The following is an 18189-nucleotide window of genomic DNA, read 5'->3' on the forward strand; positions in this document are numbered from 1 at the left end:
CGGAGGACCAGTGCGCCCAAGACCGTTCGGGGCGTGCCGGTGAGTCGGGACTCACTCCTGCTCACTGCCCAGGAACGGTAGGGTCGCCGGTACGCCCAGCACGGGGGAACGGCCATGGGGGACGCAATGGACGTACGGGTGGCGGCCATCGCCAGTCTCACGCCGCTCGAGGAACTCGACAGCGAACCGTTCCTCGTGGACACCCGCAGCCAGCACGACATGTGCGCCCGCTGGGCCGCCGACAAGGGATACGTCGTCACCCGGCAGTTGCGTTTCTACGGACTGCGCCCCGACCACCACGCCCTGTGGGCGGACGTCGAGAGCGGCGAGGTCGAGGTGTTCGTCGCCGCCAACGACCGGGTGCTGGCGCGGGCCCTCACCTCGGTGCCGGAGTTCGCCGCGGAGTGCGAGCGGCGCGGCGTACGGCTGGAGATCGTGGGACTCGACGAGCCGCCGTACAGCGCCCGAACGAAGGCGAGCGTGCACCGCAGACTCTCCATGCCGACCGCCGGATACGACGGCTGCTGACCGTCCCGCCGACCGCTGTCGCCGGCGTTCCGCGCCCCCGCTGTGAAAGGCTGGGGGGCCAGGGCCCGGAACGGCGGGGTCCGGACGTGAGGTGGAAACGGCGTGAGTGACGGGCGATGGCGAACGGCCGGCAACGCCCTGATGCGGGTGATTGTGGTCTGGGCGGTCTCGACGCTCACGATGCTGGCACTCGCCGGGATTCTGCCGGACTTCCAGCTCCAGTCGGACAACGGCGACAGCATCACCAAGATCGCGTTCACCGCGGCCTGGGGTGCCGGAGCGTTCGGTCTCCTCTCCGCACTGGTCTGGCCGGTCCTGGTTCGGGCGCTGCTCATCGTGCCCGCACTCGTCCTCGGGATGCTCGTCTTCTTCCTGAACGGTTCGCTGCTGCTGCTCGCCCTGCGGCTCATACCGGACGGGCGCGGCGCCGCCAACCCGGAGACCGCGGTCGTCGTCGCGGCCGTGATGTCCGCCGTCGCCTCCGCGACCTCCACGGCGCTCGCGGTCCGCGACGACAACGCCTACCGGCGCCGCCTCTCCCGGCTCGCCGACCGCCGCAGGCGGCGCAGCGGCGCCGACAGCGGGCGCAGCGGACCGCCCGGCACCGTCTTCATCCAGCTCGACGGCGTCGGCCACGACGTGCTCGTCCGTGCCGCCGGCTCCGGCCTGATGCCGACCGTCGCTCAGTGGCTCGCGGACGAGGACGGCCATCGGCTGACCTTCTGGCGCACCGACTGGTCCAGCCAGACCGGCGCCAGCCAGCTGGGCATCCTGCACGGCAGCAATCACGACGTCCCCGCCTTCCGCTGGTACGAGAAGGAGACCGGCGACGTCATGGTCTCCAGCCGCCCCGCGAGCGCCCTCGAAATCCAGCGCCGGGCCATCGCCCGCACCCATGACGGGGGGCTGCTCACGGTCGACGGCGCCAGCCGCGGCAACCTCTTCAGCGGCGGCGCCGATCAGCTGGCGCTCGTCCTGTCCATGGCGGCCCGGCTCGGCAAGGGCCGCCGTTCCAGGTCGGGGTATTTCGCCTACTTCTCCGACCCGGCCAACGCCGTACGCACCGCGCTGTCGTTCGTTGCCGAGGTCTGCCGCGAGATCGGCCAGTCGACCCGGGCACGGATACGGAAGGACACGCCCCGGATCAAACGTGGCGGTTTCTACCCCTTCATCAGGGCCTTCGCGACCGTCGTCGAACGTGATGTGGTGGTCGCCGCCGTCATGGGGGACATGTTCGCCGGACGCACCGCCGTCTACGCCGACCTGGTCGCGTACGACGAGGTGGCGCACCACTCCGGACCGCACAGCCGCGACGCGGAGAAGGTCCTCGCACGCCTGGACCGCTCGCTCGCCCTGATCGAGAAGGTCGCCGAGCACACCCCGCGCACCTACCGGATCGTGCTGCTCTCCGACCACGGACAGAGCCCCGGGGAGACCTTCGCGGGGGCGTACGGACTGACGCTCAGGGACCTGGTGCGGGCGGGCTGCGGACTGCCCGTGCCCCGTCGGGCACAGCGCACCCGCAGCGGTTCGGAGGCGCGGGACGCGGTACGGATCGCCCTGCACCGCCGGCCGGTCGAGGAGGGCGAGGCGGAACACCGCGCGAAGCCGTCCGACCCGGTCGTCCTCGCCTCCGGCAACCTCGGCCTGATCTCCTTCCCGGACATCGAGGGACGCGCCTCGCGCGAACAGCTCGACCGGAGCCGCCCCGCACTGCTCGGCACCCTCGCCAACCACCCCGGCATCGGCTTCCTGCTGGTCCGCAGCGAACGGCACGGATCGGTCGTCCTGGGCCGCGGGGGCATCGAGGTTCCGGTGTCGGAACTGAAGGACGGGCAGGGGCCGCTGGCGTCCTTCGGCCCGGGCGCGGCGGCCGCGGTGCGCCGCACGGACACCTTCCCGCACGTCGCCGACATCATGGTGAACTCGATGTACGACGAGGGCACGGGCCAGGTGCACGCCTTCGAGGAGCAGATCGGCTCGCACGGCGGTCTGGGCGGTGAGCAGTCCCGGCCGTTCCTGCTGTGGCCGGCGCAACTGTCGGCGCCGGTGGCGGACGGCACGGAGCTGGTGGGGGCCGAGCAGGTGCACGGGGTGCTGCGGCGGTGGCTGCGGGAGTGCCCGGGGCCGCAGATCCCGCTGGCGGCGCCCGGCGCGGTGGGTGGCGCCGACGAGGCGGACGGAACGGTTCAGGCGGTCGGCTGAGGGTCGTCGTCCCTGCTGGGAGGGCGTTGTCAGTGGTGGGCGGCAGGATGGGGGACATGACGAACTCAGCTGTTGTGCTCGCCGATACCGCCGCCTACGCCGCCGCGGTCGAAGAAGCGTCGCAGGCCGCCGCCGCGTACTACGCCATCGGCGAGAGCACGCTCGACGACGATGCGTACGACCGGCTGGTGCGGGGGATCGCCGACTACGAGCAGGAGCACCCGCAGGAAGTGCTGGAGGCGTCCCCGACCGGCAAGGTGGCGGGCGGCGCCGCGAGCGGCGACGTGCCGCACACGGTGCCGATGCTGTCTCTGGACAACGTCTTCTCGGCCGAGCAGTTCGCCACCTGGACGGCGTCGCTGGAGCGCCGGATCGGCAGGCCCGTCGCCGCGTGGAGCGTGGAGCCGAAGCTCGACGGGCTGGCCGTCGCCGCCCGCTACCGGGCGGGGCGTCTGGAGCGGCTGATCACCCGCGGCGACGGCACCGCCGGCGAGGACGTCTCGCACGCGATCGGCACCGTGGCCGGCCTCCCCGAGCAGCTCGCCGAGCCCGTGACGATCGAGGTGCGCGGCGAGATCCTCATGACGAACGAGCAGTTCGAGCAGGCCAACACCGCGCGCACCGAGCACGGCGGCGCCCCCTTCGCCAACCCGAGGAACGGCGCGGCGGGCACACTCCGGGCCAAGGACCGCGCGTACACGGTGGAGATGACGTTCTTCGCCTACGGTGCCCTGCCGCTCCCCGGTACCGGCGAGCTCACCGACACCCTCGCCGAACTCCCGCACAGCGAGGTCCTGGAGTACGTCGCCGGGCTCGGCGTGCACACCGCGGCGGACACGGACGTGGCACCGCGCACCGTCACCACCGTCGAGGAGGTGCAGAGCCGGGTCGAGGACATAGCGGCGCTGCGTGCCTCGTTGCCGTTCGGCATCGACGGCATCGTGATCAAGGCCGACCTCGCGGCCGACCAGCGCGAGGCCGGTTCCGGGACCAGGGCGCCGCGCTGGGCCATCGCCTACAAGCTCCCCGCCGTGGAGAAGGTCACCCGGCTCCTCGACGTCGAGTGGAACGTCGGCAGGACCGGCATCATCGCGCCGCGCGCCGTGCTCGAACCGGTCGAGATCGACGGCTCGACCGTCAGCTACGCCACACTGCACAACCCGGCCGACATCACCCGCCGCGATCTGCGCCTGGGCGACCGGGTGATGGTCTACAAGGCGGGCGACATCATCCCCCGTATCGAGGCGCCCGTCGCCCATCTGCGCACCGGTGAGGAGCAGCCCGTCGTCTTCCCCGAGGCGTGCCCGCAGTGCGGCTCCGAGATCGACACCAGCGAGCAGCGCTGGCGCTGTGTCCGGGGCCGCGACTGCCGTCTCGTCGCCTCCATCTCGTATGCGGCGGGCCGCGACCAGCTCGACATCGAGGGCCTCGGCGCCACCCGGGTCGTCCAGCTCGTCGACGCGGGCCTGGTGGCCGACTTCGCCGACCTGTTCACCCTCGACCGGGAACAGCTGCTCGGCCTGGAACGCATGGGCGAGACCAGCACCGACAACCTCCTCGCCGCCATCGAAACGGCACGGACCCAGCCGCTCTCCCGGGTCTTCTGCGCGCTGGGGGTACGCGGCACCGGGCGTTCCATGTCACGCCGTATCGCCCGGTACTTCGCGGACATGGACCGGATCAGGGCGGCCGACGCCGAGGCGCTCCAGCGGGTGGACGGGATCGGCAAGGAGAAGGCGGCGGGCGTCGTCGCGGAGCTGGTGGAGCTGGCCCCGCTGATCGAGAAGCTCGTGGCCGCCGGGGTCAACATGACGGAGCCCGGCGCGACGCCGCCGCCCGCGCCCGGCGAGGCAGGCACGGAAGCGCCCACCACGGACGGCGAGGGGGTCGGCGGGCTGCCGCTGGGCGGGATGACCGTGGTGGTGACGGGCGCGATGACCGGCGTACTGGAGAAGCTCTCCCGGAATCAGATGAACGAACTGATCGAGCGGGCCGGCGGGAAGTCCTCGTCCAGCGTCTCCAAGCGCACCACGCTCCTGGTCGCCGGGGAGAAGGCCGGATCCAAGCGCACCAAGGCGGAGGGCCTCGGCATCCGGATCGCCGCACCGGACGAGTTCGCCGAACTGATTGCCGGGTACCTGCCGTCGGAGGTTTGAGGCAATACCCGGGTACCTGCCGTCGGAGGTTTGAGGCAATACCCGGAAACCTGCCGTCGGAGGTTTGAGGCAATACGGAGACCTCGCAACGCCCGAGCCCTTGGATTTTGCCGGAGAGTGGCTTTCTTTGCCTCCCTATTGCATAGTGATGGCTCAGCCATGCCTCGCTATCAGCGGGTCCATGGACAGGTGAACGGCCATGGTGGCGCGCAGGGGGAGGAGGGGCGGATGCATACGTCGCACGACGGACCGCGACTCGGCCGGTCCGTCCGCCAGGAGGACCGCGGTCTCACCCGCGGTCTCGCCCTCGACCTGGGCAGTTCGCGGACCCGCGCCTGGATGCCGGGACACGGCGTCATTGCCGACACCGAGGCGTGCGGCGACTTCGGCGCCGGGCCGGGGCACGCCCGCCCGGTCCGGCGGGGACGCATCGTCGACCCCGTGTCCTGCGGCCGGATGCTCGGCCGTATCGCCGATACGGCCCTGGGCGCGGACCGAACCGACACCGTGATCGTCCTCAGCCACCCCGTCCTCGCCGGGGCCGAGCACCGCGCCGCGGCAAGGGAACTGATCGCCGCACTCGGGCCGGTCAGCGTCATCGCCCTGGACAGCGCACGGGCCGCCGCCGCGTGCGCCGGACCGCAGGACGGCGGCCCACTGCTCGTCGTCGACCTCGGCGCCGAGCTGACCGAGGCGACGCTCCTCGTCGACGGAATGGTCCGTGACGCGCGCCAGGCCGAGACGGGACTGAGCGACCTCGACCCCTGCGAGCCACCCACCGCCGTCGTCCGCACCGTCCTGGACATGGTGACGGAGATGTGGAAGCAGGACCGGCACGGCGCCGTCCTGGGGGCCCTGCGCAAGGGCCCGCTGCTCGCCGGGGGCGGCGCCGCCCGCCCCGACATCACCGACCGGATCGCGGCCTGCCTCGGCGTTCCGGTACGTCTCGCGGACGACCCGGCGACCACGGTCGTACGAGGCGCCGGGCTGATCCTCAGCTCCGTGCTCCGCCGGGCCGGCGAGACACCGGCCCGGCGGGAGACCGCCGGCACGGCACCGGCCCGGCCCGGCCGAGAGCGGTGACCCCCCTCCCGGGGCCGCCCCCGGGGATCGCGCCCCCGAGGCCACGACCGGGCACCTCGGCACGGCGCGGGCGCGCGCAGGAGGCCCGGCGGCTCGTCGTCGCCGTCCTGCTCGCCGTGCTCACCGTCATCGGCGGCGCCCCCGCGGCCGCCGGATCCTCCCTCCCCGCCCGGCCGTTCGCCGACGTGCCGCCCTGCGCCGCGTCCTCACCCGGCGCCCTTCAGCCAGCCCTGCACAGCGACCGGACCGTCCGCACCGGCACCGCCCACGACACCCACCGCAGCCACGTCCGCACCGCCACGGCGACCGACGGCCGCCGCCCGGCGCCGACGCCCCCGCCCTGGCCCAGGGCCGGGGCCGACCACGCCCGCACCGCGCACCATCTCCCGCCGCCTGGCCCCGACATCCTGCTGCCCGGCGCACCGGGCATCCGCGTACCGCACCGGGCGCACCGGCAAACCCCCGCCGCACCCCCTCGTGCCACCGACCGTTTCCGCGTCACGCTCCCCGGCGTACGCGGTCCTCCGAGGACGGCTGTTCACCGGCCACCGGTCCTGCCACCGGTCCCGTCCCACACGCACGCCGTGCCGTCCCCGCAGAGGTGAGGGCGCCCGGCGCCCCCTCGGAGGAAACCCATGACTCGCGCCACCACGGTGCGAGCGGTTCTGGCTGCGGCCGTCCTGCTCGTCTCCGTGCTCATCACGCTGACCATGTCACCCAGACTTGGCCTCGACCTGCAGGGCGGCACCCGAATGGTGCTGCAGGCCAAGGACTCCGACACCGCGAAAGCGGACCGCGAGAGCACCGACCGCACCCTTGAGGTGCTCCGCCAGCGCATCGACTCCCTCGGCGTCGCCGAACCCACCCTGACCCGCTCCGGCGAGGACCGGATCATCGTCGAACTCCCCGACGTCCAGGACCCGCGCAAGGCCGCCGAAGTCATCGGCAAAACCGCCCAGCTCAGCTTCCACGCAGTCCAGGGCCCCGGCACCCAGAAGAACGACAAGGCGGACGACAAGGCCGGCACCGGGTCCGACGACAAGGCGGACGGCACGACCGGCGACGGGCTGACCCTCCCCGACGAACAGGGCCGCCCCCTCGCTCTCGGCCCGACCAGGCTCTCCGGCGCGGGTGTCAAGGACGCCACCGCCGCGTTCGACGCCCAGCAGGGCGCAGGCTGGACCGTCTCCCTCGACTTCCACAAGAAGGCGGGCCGGGACTGGACCCGGCTGACCGGCGAAGCGGCCTGCCACCCGGTCCAGGACGACCGGCGCCGCGTCGCCATCGTCCTCGACCAGCAGATCATCTCCTCGCCGCAGGTCTCCCCGTCGGTCGGCTGCAACGTCGGTCTGCCGTCCGGCTCCACCCAGATCACCGGCTCGTTCAGCGCCGACGAGGCCCGCGAACTGTCCCTGCTCATCAAGGGCGGCGCCCTGCCGCTCCCCGTCGAGATCGTCGAACAGCGGACCGTCGGCCCGACGCTCGGCGCCGCCGCCATCGACGCCAGCGCCCGGGCCGCCCTCATCGGAGCCGCGGCCACCGCGCTGTTCATCACCATCATCTACCGGCTCTTCGGCGCACTCGCCGCCGTCGCGCTCGCCGCCTACGGACTGATCTCCTACGCGGCCCTGGTCGCCCTCGGCGTCACGCTCACGCTGCCCGGCCTCGCCGGATTCGTCCTGGCCATCGGGATGGCGGTCGACGCCAACGTGCTGGTCTTCGAACGGGCCAGAGAGGAATACGCGCAACACCCGGGCCGCACCCTGCGCTCCTCGCTCACCGCCGGATTCCGAGGTGCCTGGAGCGCCGTCGCCGACTCCAACGTCACGACGCTGATCGCGGCCGGACTGCTCTTCTTCCTCGGCTCCGGGCCGGTGAAGGGCTTCGGTGTCACGCTCGCCATCGGTGTGCTGGCCTCGATGTTCTCCGCACTCGTCATCGCCCGCGCGCTCACCGAGATCGCCGCACGTTCACGATTCGTCAGCGACTACCGGGGCATCAACGGCCTTGCCTCCCCCGGCCGGGTACGTACCTGGCTGACCCGCCGCGATCCCCAGCTGATGCGGTTCCCGCGCCGCTGGCTGCTGGTCTCCACGGCACTGGTCGCCGTCGCCGTCCTCGGTATCGTCGTACGAGGCGTCAACCTGGGCGTCGAATTCACCGGCGGCCGGCTCGTCGAGTACTCGACCAGCAGGCCCGTCGAGGTGGAGCGGGCCCGCACCGCCCTCGCCGACGCGGGCTTCGGCGACGCCGAGGTCACCACCGCGGGCGCGGGCGACCTCTCCGTACGCACCGGAAAGCTCGACAACGACGGCGAACACGCCCTGCGCGCCGCCCTCGCGAAGGAGGGCGGCGAAACCACCAAGGTCCGCGACGAACTCATCGGCCCCAGCCTCGGTGACGAACTCCGGCGCAACGCCCTGATCGCGCTCGCCATCGCCGTCCTCGTGCAGCTGGCGTATCTGGTGATCCGGTTCCGCTGGACGTTCGCCGTGGCCTCGGTCGGGGCGCTGGTCCACGACGTCATCATCCTGGTCGGCGCCTTCGCCTGGCTCGGACGCACCGTCGACGGCATCTTCCTGGCCGCACTCCTCACCGTCATCGGATACTCCGTCAACGACTCCGTGGTGGTCTTCGACCGGGTACGGGAACTGTGGGCGAAGGCCCGCCGCGAACCCATCGCCACGGTCGCCAACCGGGCCGTTCTCCAGACCGTTCCCAGAACGGTCAACACCGGAATGGGCGCCCTGTTCATCCTGGCCGCACTGGCCGTGCTGGGTGGCGACTCCCTCGCCGACTTCGCGCTCGCCCTCCTGATCGGCATCTGCGTCGGCACGTACTCCTCGGTGCTGACCGCAGTGCCGGCCGCGCTCGTCCTGGAACAGAGCAGCAAGGCCCCGCCGCCCGCCCGCAAGCGTGCTCCCGGACGCCGGTCCGGTACGCGGACGACGGCACGCCGGGACCCGCTCGACAACGGAGCACGCGTATAACCGCTCCGGAACGTGCGACGCCCCCGCCCTGAAGGAAGCCCGGCTTCCTTCAGGCCGGGGGCGACCTGCGTCGGTCGTGGCGTTCCGTGCGCCCGGGACGGCACAATTCCGAGCACCCACCTGTGATCGGAGCGCGCCCGTGACCATGCCCGTGCCCGTCGTGCTGCGTGAGGCATGGTCCACCGTCGTACCCGACATGAACGACCGGCACGGACCGCTGCCGCCCCTGATGCTCGCCCTGACCGTCGTGACACCACCGTGCTGACGCTGACGATCACCGGCATCCTCTCCGACAGCCGGTTCGCGGGCGGAGCCGGCAGCAAGGCCGGACGACGGGTGCTCTCGGCCGCCGCCATGATGACCGGAGCGCTCGTCGGCGCCATGGCCGTACTGCACGGGCACCCGAGACTTCCCCTGCTGTTCGCCCTGGCGCTCCTGGCCGCGGTGACCACGGCCGCGATCGTCCTGGCGCGTGCCGACGCCCTCTGGGTCCGCCCGATCGTCAGGATGTGAGGGACCGCAGATGGTCGGCGGTGGCCCGGTCGGCAGGCAGGAACGTCTCGATGGCCAGCTCGGCCACCGTCACATCCATCGGCGTATTGAACGTTGCGATGGAGGCGACGAACGAGAGCACCCGCCCGCCGTGCTCGATGTGCAACGGCAACGCGAATGGCAGCGGCAAAGCGGGGCCGGACCTCTCGATCGCCCCGTTGCCGTTGCCGTTGCCGTTGCCGTCGCCGTCCCCGGCCGGCCCGGCGTCGTCGGCCCGGTCCGAGCCTCCGGGCGCGGGATAGCCGGAAACCTCCTCGTACAGCTCACGCAGCTCCGCCGACCGGGCCAGGGCGATCTGGCGCTCCATCTGGGCCAGCAGATCGGCCCGCCACTCCCGGAGATTACGGATCCGCGGAGCCAGGCCCTCCGGATGGAGGGTGAGCCGCATGGCGTTCAGCGGCGGCGCCAGCAGATGCCCGGCCACGCCCTCCAGCAGCATCGTGATACCCCGATTGGCCGCCACCACGTTGTACCTGCCGTCGACGACGAGCGCAGGGTACGGGTCGTACGCGTGGAGCAGCCGCTCCATCCCCTCGCGCAGCGCGCCGAACGCCGGGTCGTCGAGCGCGGTCTGTGCGTAGCGGGGCGCGTAACCGGCCACCACCAGCAGAGCGTTGCGTTCCCTGACCGGGATGTCGAGGTGCTCGGCCAGCCGCAGGATCATATCCTCGCTGGGCCGGGAGCGGCCGGTCTCGACGAAGGAAATGTGCCGGGCCGAGGAATCGGCCCGCAGCGCCAGCTCCAGCTGGCTGATCCGACGCTGCTCCCGCCAGCTGCGCAGCAGCGGCCCTACCCCCGTGTCAAGCGCGACAGTTGTCATACCCAGACCGTAACGTCACCGGCACCGTCGACCGGAACCGATCGCTCGTGAGGGAGTCTCAGCATGCCCGCCGCACCCTTGTCGCAGAAGGAGATCGAGGACCGTCTGGGGGATCTGCCCGGCTGGTCGCTGAAAGGGGACCGGATCACCTGCACCTACCGGCTCCACACGCATTTCGCCGCTCTGGGTCTGACCGTGCACATCGCCCAGATCCAGGACGAGCTGAACCACCACTCCGACATGACCCTCGGATACAACACCGTCACCCTGTCCGTGAACACTCACGACGCGGGCGGTGTGGTCACCGAGAACGACCTGAACCTGGCCGCGCGAGTGGTGGCGATCGCCCCCGGGCACGGCGTGAGATAGCCGGGCGAACGGGCGCGCCACGGCCGTGCGATGACATGTCACATCCCAACCCAACCCGACCTGAACCCGCCGACCCGCGATGGCAGGTCACATCGCCGGGCCGAAGCGTGGATGCGCAGCAAGCCATCCCGCACAGCTTTCGCTGCGCTCCACCACCTCCGCGTACGCCGCCCGCGTGTGTCCGCTCACCGCTCCGGATGCCGCGGCGGCCGCCACCGAGCGTGTTCGCCACCGAAGCCGTCACCGGGGGCCTGCCCGTCCACATCGCCGCCCGCATCCTCGGGCACAAGACGCTGACCACCACCCAGGCATACCTCGCCGTCTTCCAGGACGACCTGGTGCGGACCTACCGCGGCTTCCTGGACCGGCGCCGGGCCGACCGGCCACAGGAGGAGTACCGCGAGCCCACCGAGCAGGAGTGGCGCGACTTCCAGCAGCACTTCGAGCGGCGCAAGGTCTCCCTCGGTACCTGCGGACGGCCCTACGGCACCCCGTGCAAGCACGAACACGCCTGCTTAACCGAACTTGCGGTGGGTGGCTGAGAGCCTGCCTGCGCGCCTGATCAGCTCACTCTGAGTAGACGCCAGCGGGGCCACCAGGGATCCCGGGCGTGTCGCCAATCGTGTTGCTGGGATTACCGCAGCAGCCGGTCGGCCCATGGATGTGGTCCGTAAGCCTGGGTGATGGCGTGGACGAGCCAGTGTCGCGAACGTCGTAGGAGGCCACCAGCGGTATCGCCCCGTTATGGCCGCGCAAGCGGCTGATGATGGCGCTGAGGACGTCGGCGAGTTCCGGGCTGACCAAGAGGAGTCGTTCGGTGTCGGTTTTGGGGCTCTTCACAATGCAGGGTGTAGTCGGGGCGGGGCGTCGGCGATACTGTGGGCGTGGAGTACGTGTCCAGGGTGCCGCGACCGCCGCTGGACGGGCTGCTCGACGACCTTTACTACCTGGCGGGTGCGCCGCCGTACGCCCGGCTGACGCTGCCGCCGATGCCGTCGGCGTTGCTCATCGTCAACCTCGGGGCGCCGTTTCGCATCCGCGTCGGCACCGACATCGACACGGCCGAGTACGCCGACGGCTGCGTGGTCACCATGCCCACCCGCGCGTTGGAGTTCGGCTACCCACTCCGGACCCGGTCCGTCGGCGTGCACTTCAAGCCGTGGGGGCTGGCGCCGTTCCTGCCGATGCCCGCGGCCGAGCTGTGTGACCGGCCGGTGACGGTAGAGCAGGTTTGGGGCCGGCCCGCCGTTGCTGAGCTGCGAGACCGGCTGGCCACGGCGGACGGACCGCACGAGATGCTGACGCTGCTCGAGGAGGAGCTAATGCGACGGCTGTGCGAGACCGCCGGCCTGGGGCTGGTCCACCATACGAGCAGCGTCATCGCGGCGACCAGCGGGGCGGTGGCGATCGGCGACCTGTGCGTGGCAGCCGGTGTCAGCAGCACTCATCTGGCACAGCGGTTCAAGGAGCTCATCGGCGTCACGCCGAAGCGGCTGGCCCGCAACTACCGCTTCGCCGCCACCGTGTTCGCGATCAACCCCGCCGGACCGATCGACTGGGGCGACCTCGCCGCTGGCGCAGGCTACTTCGACCAGGCCCACTTCGGCCACGAGTTCCGGGCGTTCACCGGGCTCACGCCGACCCGGTACGTCGAAATCCGGCGGCGGTTCCTGCGCGAACATCCCGGCCACGTGCTGGACAGCTGGCCGCTGCCGGCCGATTGATTTCTTACAAGAGCGACAGCTCACGACAGGCTAATTTGGGGGCACCCCAAAGCAGAGGAGAGCCCCGTGGGCAAGGTGGTCATGTACAGCTCGGTGTCGGTGGACGGCTTCGTCGCGGACGAGAATGACCAGCCCGGACCGCTGTTCGACTGGTTGTCCAGCGGTGACGTCCCGTTGGACGAGAGCGGCGAGGTGAAGGTGTCGCAGACGTCCTACGACTACACCCGGCCGTACTGGGACCAGATCGGGGCGACACTCGTCGGCCGCCACGTCTTCGACATGACGGACGGCTGGGGCGGGAAGCCTCCGGGCGGGATCGACCACGTGGTCGTCGTGACGCACCGGCCGGAGCCCGAGGGCTGGGACCCCGAGGCGCCGTTTCACTTCGTCGAGGGCGTCGAGGCAGCCGTGGCCAAGGCGCAGGAGCTTGCGGGTGACCGCATGGTCGAGGTCGCCGCTGGCGAGGTCGGTGGCCAGGTGCTTGCCGCGGGCCTGGTCGACGAGGTGCGCATGGACGTCGTACCCGTCGTGTTCGGGTCCGGCAAGCGCTACTTCGGGTCGGTCCACGCGCAGCACCTGTTGGAGGATCCTGACGTGGTGATTCAGGGCAACCGGGTGCTTCACCTGCGCTATCGAGTGCGCCGTTGACCGATCTGAGCGGGTACGCGAAGAAGTCCACTACGAACGGTGAGAGGGCCTCCGGCTGCGTTTGCGCATCGCTGTCCCTTGTCGAGCAGCCGACGCCGATCCGCCCCAGCACCTCACCTGCGGCAAGTTCAACTCAAGATCACTGGTTTTCGGTTTCCGTCGTATCTTGGCCGACCCCTAGGATCTCCGTGGGTTCAAGGAAACCGAAGGTCCTTCAGCTTGAACCCACGGGTCCACCGGTCTGCTTCAGGCCGGTAGACCCGTGGGTTCGGTTGGAACACGAGGATGCTGTACAAGCCGAAGAGCTTCGGCCGTGACCTCGGCGTCGACCTGCGCCTGTGTTCTGTCGCCGTATTCGAGGACGTCGTAATCGTCATCCAGGTTGGCGAGTCGTTCAACCAGAGGCAGATCGTGCCCGAAACGACCGTGGATCCGGAAGGCCAGCTCGCGTGGTGTCAGCTCGCCGACCAGCATCCGGGCGGCAAGTGCACGCGCGGCGGCTTCCTGTCCGGCAACGCTGCCCGCTGGGTGGAAGATGAGGCCCAGTTCGTCGAGTGCCGGTGGAAGGAGGTCGGGGACCTCGTAATCCGCCTCCGCGCGTGTGCACGCGGCCAAGATCCGCAGGGCAGGACTGTCGAGGCCGGCAACGAGTGCATCACAGGCAGTAGTGACGACGTCGGTTGCGCGGATCTCGCCCATGCTCCAGAGGACGGCATGGTCCTGTAGAGCGGTTGCTGCTGCTTCGGTCGAGGTCACTCGCACATGATTGCCTTCATCGTGCGTCTGGTCGAGCAGGTCTCATCGAAGCTGTTGTTCAGCGGCCTGTTCCAGCAGCGCCCGCGCGGAGTCCGTGTAGCGAATCGCGGTCTTCGCATCGAGTCCGAAGACCTCGGCGAGGTGGAGGGGGTCGGGGCCATGGACGAGGGCTTCTTCGAGCTGCCGGTCGACGCGGAACTGTTCCAGGGTGGCGGCCTGGCCGCGAAGCGGTTTGGTCAGGGAGACCGCGCTGACCGGGCCGGTGCCCAAGGCGGTGAACTTGTTGATCAGCAGGTGCGGGTTAGCGGTGTCGGGCCAGCGGCAGCGTCGGTGGTCCAGCCACTCGCGGGCGACGTGCAGTGTCAGCGCGTCCAGAGGCCGGACGCGGCCGTCGATCACGAGCTTGCGACTGCCGATGTCGAGGTCGTCGAGTTGAAGGCGCCGGATCGCACCGGATCGCGCGGCGTGCACCGCGGCGAGCGCGAGGACCAGCCGGTCCGCCGGCTTGGCGACCGCGGCAACGGAGTTGTTGACGTGCTCGGGCTCCAGGGGTTGGAGGATGCCGTACTCGTGCTGGCCAACACGGATGCGGTTGGTCGGATTCTTGAAGATGGTGCCGCTCTTCTTCGCTCGGCCGAACAGCGACCGCAGCACGATGAGCGTGTGCCGTCGCTGGCTGCCGTGGAGAGCATCGAGCTGGGTGAGGACGTCGTCGCGTGTCACCTCGCGCAGATGGCCGTAGGGGACAGACCACTCCAGCAGGACGGGACGGATCCGGTTGAGATAGCCCCAGACCGTGGCCTCGTCGCGGGGCTGGGATCTGGGGCCACCGTCGTGCAGGAGGCGAGCCCAGTGCTCCACGTCGCGGCGGATTCCGGGGGCGATGCCTTCGAGCTTGCGCTCCAGCCACTGTTCGAACAACGGCGTCCGGTCGTCTTGGAAGACGCCGATGTCGGCGAGTACTTCCACTGTGCGTTGGACGCTGAGCCCGCGGGACCGCAGGGCCGGGAAGATCTCGGAGTGCCGCACGACTTCGCCGCTGACATGGCCGGACAGCACGATGACCAGGGCTCGGCCAACGTCGAGGCGGACACCGCGAGGCCAGCCATGCGCTTCGCCGAGACGATGTGCGGTATGCCGGGCCCAGGCCAGCCACGGGTTGTCGAGCCGGGCATGTTCCTGGCGATTGAACCGGGTGAAATCTCGGCGGGCCTCGAACAGCGGCGGCTGGAGCCAACCGGGGACCGGCCGGTGGGCGGGGGTCGGGTCGGGGTGGCGCGGGCGACCCCGACGTCGTCCCTGCTTACCTCTGGGAGGGCCGGGCTGACGCGGACGGTGGAGGTTGGTGAAAAACAGTTGATGATGCTGCACCTTCTCCAAGTAGGGCTCCAAGACGGTGACCTGCCCCCTGGCGTCCTGGCTCGCCTGATGCCAGCACAGACGGCAGTAGCCCTTCTTCAACCGCACTGTTCGCCGACAACCCCTGCACTCGGCAGGCTCCTCGTTGCGGCGGAAACTCTCGCATGCGCCGCAGGCGCGGCCGGGCAGCACGCCCCAGCCGAAGCAAGTCGGGCAACTGGCTGGCGGTTTGCACTTGCCCGCCGGCAGAACGTAGGCCATCACATCGGTGGCAGAGACCGGCCGTCACGGCGACGCGGAACCACCACCGGGGCCGGGCCAGCCGCAACGGCGGCCTGCAGGCCGGTCTCCTCGCCGGGGCGCCGGACTTTCTCCGGCTCGGGGATCAGCAGATCGCTGATTTCGCAGCCGAGGGCGACGCAGATGACGTCCAGGTCCTCCAGCTTGAGTGAGACGGGCTGGCCGGACCACAGTCCGGACATCTTCCCGGCCGAGATCACCAGGCCGTGCTCTGCCAGGCTCCGCTGGAGCTCGGAGGCTTTCCAGACGCCCTTGTTGGGGTGCCGTTAACGAGTGGCGAACCAGGTGACAAGTAACCCGCCAGTAGCTTTCGGATCGAAGGCGCACCGCGCAGCAGAGGACTCCGGCCGTGGCCGGGATCCTCTGCTTGTTCCGGGGCGTCGGGCTACGCGGCCGCCGGCTCCGGCTCGGGGTCCGGTTCCTGATGCACGGGCTGGGCGAGCTGGAGGCGTCGGCCCATGTTGAGCCGTACCTCGCCGTAGGGCTGGATGTGCATCCAGAACAGCGGGGTCAGGGCCCGTTTGTCCTCCTCGGTCAGGAGGTTGGCCCACTCCGGGTCGGCGAGCATCTCCTGGATCATCAGCGTGTTTACCTGTTGACTGAACTACCAGGAGGGTTTGCCCAGTTCAGGCGACAGCGCCGTCTACAGGTGGCTACGGTCCCGAATCATGATCGAGAGAGACGGGCAAGGCCGGGATCTGAGGTGGCTGGTCGTACCGCGGGTCGGTTCACTCGCGGAGACCGGCGATGTGTGGGAGCCGTACAGGCTGCTTGATCCGACGGGCGAAGTGGTTGAGCCAGTCGCGGTGTACATGAGGGACCTCCAGGCGATCGGACGGCCTGCGACGACGCAACGTTCGTACGGGATGGATCTGCTGCGCTGGTTCCGGTTCCTGTGGGCGATCGAGATCCCCTGGGATCAGGCGACCCGGGACGAGGCCCGGGACTTCTCCCGCTGGATCCAGATCAGCGACAAGCCGGGGCGGACGGGGGCCATGGTCGCCGCGAAAGGACCGAACCCGGTGACGGGAAAGACGGGGCCGGCCCGCACCTACGCATCGGCCACACGTGGTCACAGCGAGAGTGTGCTGCGCGGCTTCTACGACTTCCACCGCGATGCCGGGTCGGGGCCGATGGTCGACCCGTTTCCGCTGGCCCGTCGTGGTGCCCGGGCTCATGCCCACCACAATCCGATGGACCTCTACCGCAATGAGCGGACGGGACTCTATCGGCCTCGGCATGTTCAGCGAGTTCCGCGCAGTATCCCCGACGAGAAGTTCAACGAGCTGTTCGCTCAGCTGGGATCGCACCGGGACCGGGCACTCGTGGCCTTTTGGGTGTCCTCGGGGGCGCGGGCATCAGAGCTGCTCGGAGCTCAGTACGGCGATGCCGATCCCGGTCAGCAGCTGATCACGGTAGTTCGGAAGGGCACGCGGGCGATCCAGCAGGTGCCGGCCTCGCCGGATGCGTTCGTCTGGTTGAGGCTTTATCAGGCGCAGATGCACGGCCTGGTCCCCGCAGGTGGCGATGATCCGCTGTGGTGGACGCTGCGGCGGCCGTTCCGTCAGCTGGCTTATCACGCCGCGTATCGGATGTTCCGCCGCGCGAACGCGGCGCTGGGGGCCAACTGGTCCCTGCACGACCTGCGGCACACCGCGGCCTACCGGATGGCCCGTGACCCCGACATGCCGATCACGGACGTGCAGTGGGTTCTTGGTCATGCGCATTTGTCCACCACTCAGCTATACCTGAACCCGCTCCCCGAGGACGTGATCGCGGGAGTGCTCGCCCACCACGCCCGCAGGGCGGCAGGGGTATCACCGGCAACCGGAACAGCGGGGATCTCTTCGGCGGTGTCGTATCGGCCGGAGGCGTTGAACGTCCTGTTCGGGGAGGGCACCGCGTGACTACTCAGGCGCTGACCACAGCACGTTCCCCGCAGCGGCAGTACAGCCCTGAGATGGCGGCGATGCTGAAGAGCTTTCCGCCCCGCAGACCTGAGCAGAGCCGGAAGGCGACCGAGCAGTCGCGCGAGCAGGTGATGGAACAGATGCTCGCGTCGCCGTTCGTCCTTGAATCTTCGGCATCTCAGGCCCGGCGCAAGACCGGCATGACCAAGATCCTGGCGTGGCTGGAGCAGTACCCCGGACAGACCTGGCAGGACCGGTGGATGGCCAGCGGCGCAGACGCGGTCGGCAACATCGCCTGGCGGCGATTGGCGACCGGGTGGCTCCAGTCCACCGGCTGGTCCTACCAGGACCCGAAGAAGGACTTCGACGCCCTGGGCAGCGGAATGCTGCCGCTGATCAGCGGTGACGTCATCCGCCCCAGCCTGTCGTGGCTGCTGACTCCCGGAACAGTGCAGATCCTGACCGCCGAGATGGCCCGCAGCCGCGACCCGCAGGGCTTCATGGCTCTGGCTGCCCTCTGCCGGGAAGACCCTGCCAACTCCCATACAAAGGATGGCGCGTTGCGCCGGATCGCCACGATGATGGCCGCCAAGGGCGGCATGGTCAGCGACATCACCGTCGGGGACTGTCTTGAACTGGCGGCCCTGCTTCCGGGCATCGGCGGCCGCTCGGCGGACACGAGCGTGTACTTCTACCAGCTGCTGCACGCGACGGGCGTCTTCCCGGACGCTGCCCTGCCGACCGTCCGTATCTTCAACCCCAAGAACCAGGGACAGATCAGCGTCGAGC

General features: G+C 70.1%; 17 protein-coding genes and 1 pseudogene. 13 read left to right on the forward strand and 5 right to left on the reverse strand.

The features are described 5' to 3' along the window. Window positions 1–114 precede the first annotated feature (114 nt). From OH735_RS32160 to OH735_RS32195, 8 genes are all read left to right on the forward strand, one after another. Window positions 115–528, forward strand: a complete 414-nt coding sequence (locus OH735_RS32160; protein ID WP_406385174.1) for a hypothetical protein — start codon at window positions 115–117, stop codon at window positions 526–528. Between the two features lie 102 nt (window positions 529–630). Beyond that, on the forward strand, window positions 631–2733 hold the full coding sequence (locus OH735_RS32165; RefSeq protein ID WP_406385175.1) for a phage holin family protein: 2103 nt from the start codon (window positions 631–633) through the stop codon (window positions 2731–2733). Between the two features lie 47 nt (window positions 2734–2780). Further along, window positions 2781–4889, forward strand: coding sequence for an NAD-dependent DNA ligase LigA (ligA, locus tag OH735_RS32170; RefSeq protein WP_406385176.1), 2109 nt, complete (start codon window positions 2781–2783; stop codon window positions 4887–4889). Between the two features lie 228 nt (window positions 4890–5117). Beyond that, window positions 5118–5972 (forward strand): rod shape-determining protein MreC, encoded by an 855-nt coding sequence (locus OH735_RS32175; RefSeq protein ID WP_406385177.1) that lies wholly within the window; start codon window positions 5118–5120, stop codon window positions 5970–5972. Beyond that, a complete protein-coding gene (locus OH735_RS32180; protein ID WP_406385178.1) occupies window positions 5969–6577 on the forward strand; it encodes a hypothetical protein in 609 nt (202 codons plus the stop codon). Before OH735_RS32175 ends, OH735_RS32180 begins: the two co-directional genes overlap by 4 nt. A 30-nt stretch (window positions 6578–6607) precedes the next feature. Continuing rightward, window positions 6608–8962: a protein translocase subunit SecD gene (gene secD / locus OH735_RS32185; RefSeq protein WP_406385179.1), complete on the forward strand. Its 2355-nt coding sequence runs from the start codon at window positions 6608–6610 to the stop codon at window positions 8960–8962. A gap of 139 nt (window positions 8963–9101) precedes the next feature. Then, window positions 9102–9227: a hypothetical protein gene (locus OH735_RS32190; protein ID WP_406385180.1), complete on the forward strand. Its 126-nt coding sequence runs from the start codon at window positions 9102–9104 to the stop codon at window positions 9225–9227. Further along, window positions 9221–9475: a hypothetical protein gene (locus OH735_RS32195; RefSeq protein ID WP_406385181.1), complete on the forward strand. Its 255-nt coding sequence runs from the start codon at window positions 9221–9223 to the stop codon at window positions 9473–9475. The genes OH735_RS32190 and OH735_RS32195 overlap by 7 nt, the downstream gene beginning before the upstream one ends. Here the strand turns inward: OH735_RS32195 and OH735_RS32200 are convergent. Next, a complete protein-coding gene (locus OH735_RS32200) occupies window positions 9465–10334 on the reverse strand; it encodes a helix-turn-helix domain-containing protein (RefSeq protein WP_406385182.1) in 870 nt (289 codons plus the stop codon). The genes OH735_RS32195 and OH735_RS32200 overlap by 11 nt on opposite strands. A 63-nt stretch (window positions 10335–10397) precedes the next feature. On the opposite strand from OH735_RS32200, the gene OH735_RS32205 reads away from it, so the two are divergent. From OH735_RS32205 to OH735_RS32220, 4 genes are all read left to right on the forward strand, one after another. Beyond that, a complete protein-coding gene (locus OH735_RS32205; protein WP_406385183.1) occupies window positions 10398–10703 on the forward strand; it encodes a 4a-hydroxytetrahydrobiopterin dehydratase in 306 nt (101 codons plus the stop codon). A gap of 221 nt (window positions 10704–10924) precedes the next feature. Next, window positions 10925–11245, forward strand: a complete 321-nt coding sequence (locus OH735_RS32210) for a hypothetical protein (protein WP_406385184.1) — start codon at window positions 10925–10927, stop codon at window positions 11243–11245. Window positions 11246–11587: 342 nt separating this feature from the next. Beyond that, window positions 11588–12427 (forward strand): helix-turn-helix domain-containing protein, encoded by an 840-nt coding sequence (locus OH735_RS32215; RefSeq protein ID WP_406385185.1) that lies wholly within the window; start codon window positions 11588–11590, stop codon window positions 12425–12427. 66 nt (window positions 12428–12493) lie between these two features. Further along, the gene (locus tag OH735_RS32220; RefSeq protein ID WP_406385186.1) at window positions 12494–13075 is read left to right on the forward strand and encodes a dihydrofolate reductase family protein; all 582 of its coding nucleotides are present in this window, start codon (window positions 12494–12496) and stop codon (window positions 13073–13075) included. 246 nt (window positions 13076–13321) lie between these two features. Here the strand turns inward: OH735_RS32220 and OH735_RS32225 are convergent, their stop codons facing one another. The 4 genes and pseudogenes from OH735_RS32225 to OH735_RS32240 all read right to left on the reverse strand — a co-directional run bounded on the left by OH735_RS32225 (window position 13322) and on the right by OH735_RS32240 (window position 16070). Further along, window positions 13322–13831 (reverse strand): hypothetical protein, encoded by a 510-nt coding sequence (locus OH735_RS32225; protein WP_406385187.1) that lies wholly within the window; start codon window positions 13829–13831, stop codon window positions 13322–13324. A gap of 42 nt (window positions 13832–13873) precedes the next feature. After that, entirely contained in the window at window positions 13874–14890 is a 1017-nt protein-coding gene (locus OH735_RS32230; RefSeq protein WP_406385188.1) for a hypothetical protein, read from the reverse strand. Between the two features lie 560 nt (window positions 14891–15450). Next, window positions 15451–15747, reverse strand: a pseudogene (locus tag OH735_RS32235) (helix-turn-helix domain-containing protein); the annotation flags it as partial. A 128-nt stretch (window positions 15748–15875) separates the two neighbouring features. Next, window positions 15876–16070: a hypothetical protein gene (locus OH735_RS32240; RefSeq protein ID WP_406385189.1), complete on the reverse strand. Its 195-nt coding sequence runs from the start codon at window positions 16068–16070 to the stop codon at window positions 15876–15878. An 88-nt stretch (window positions 16071–16158) separates the two neighbouring features. Here OH735_RS32240 and OH735_RS32245 point away from each other — a divergent pair, with 88 nt between their 5' ends. Then, window positions 16159–17397: a tyrosine-type recombinase/integrase gene (locus OH735_RS32245; protein ID WP_406380419.1), complete on the forward strand. Its 1239-nt coding sequence runs from the start codon at window positions 16159–16161 to the stop codon at window positions 17395–17397. Window positions 17398–18189 lie beyond the last annotated feature (792 nt).

Origin of the sequence: Streptomyces sp. NBC_01618, assembly GCF_045209435.1 — a bacterium.
Lineage (GTDB): Bacteria > Actinomycetota > Actinomycetes > Streptomycetales > Streptomycetaceae > Streptomyces.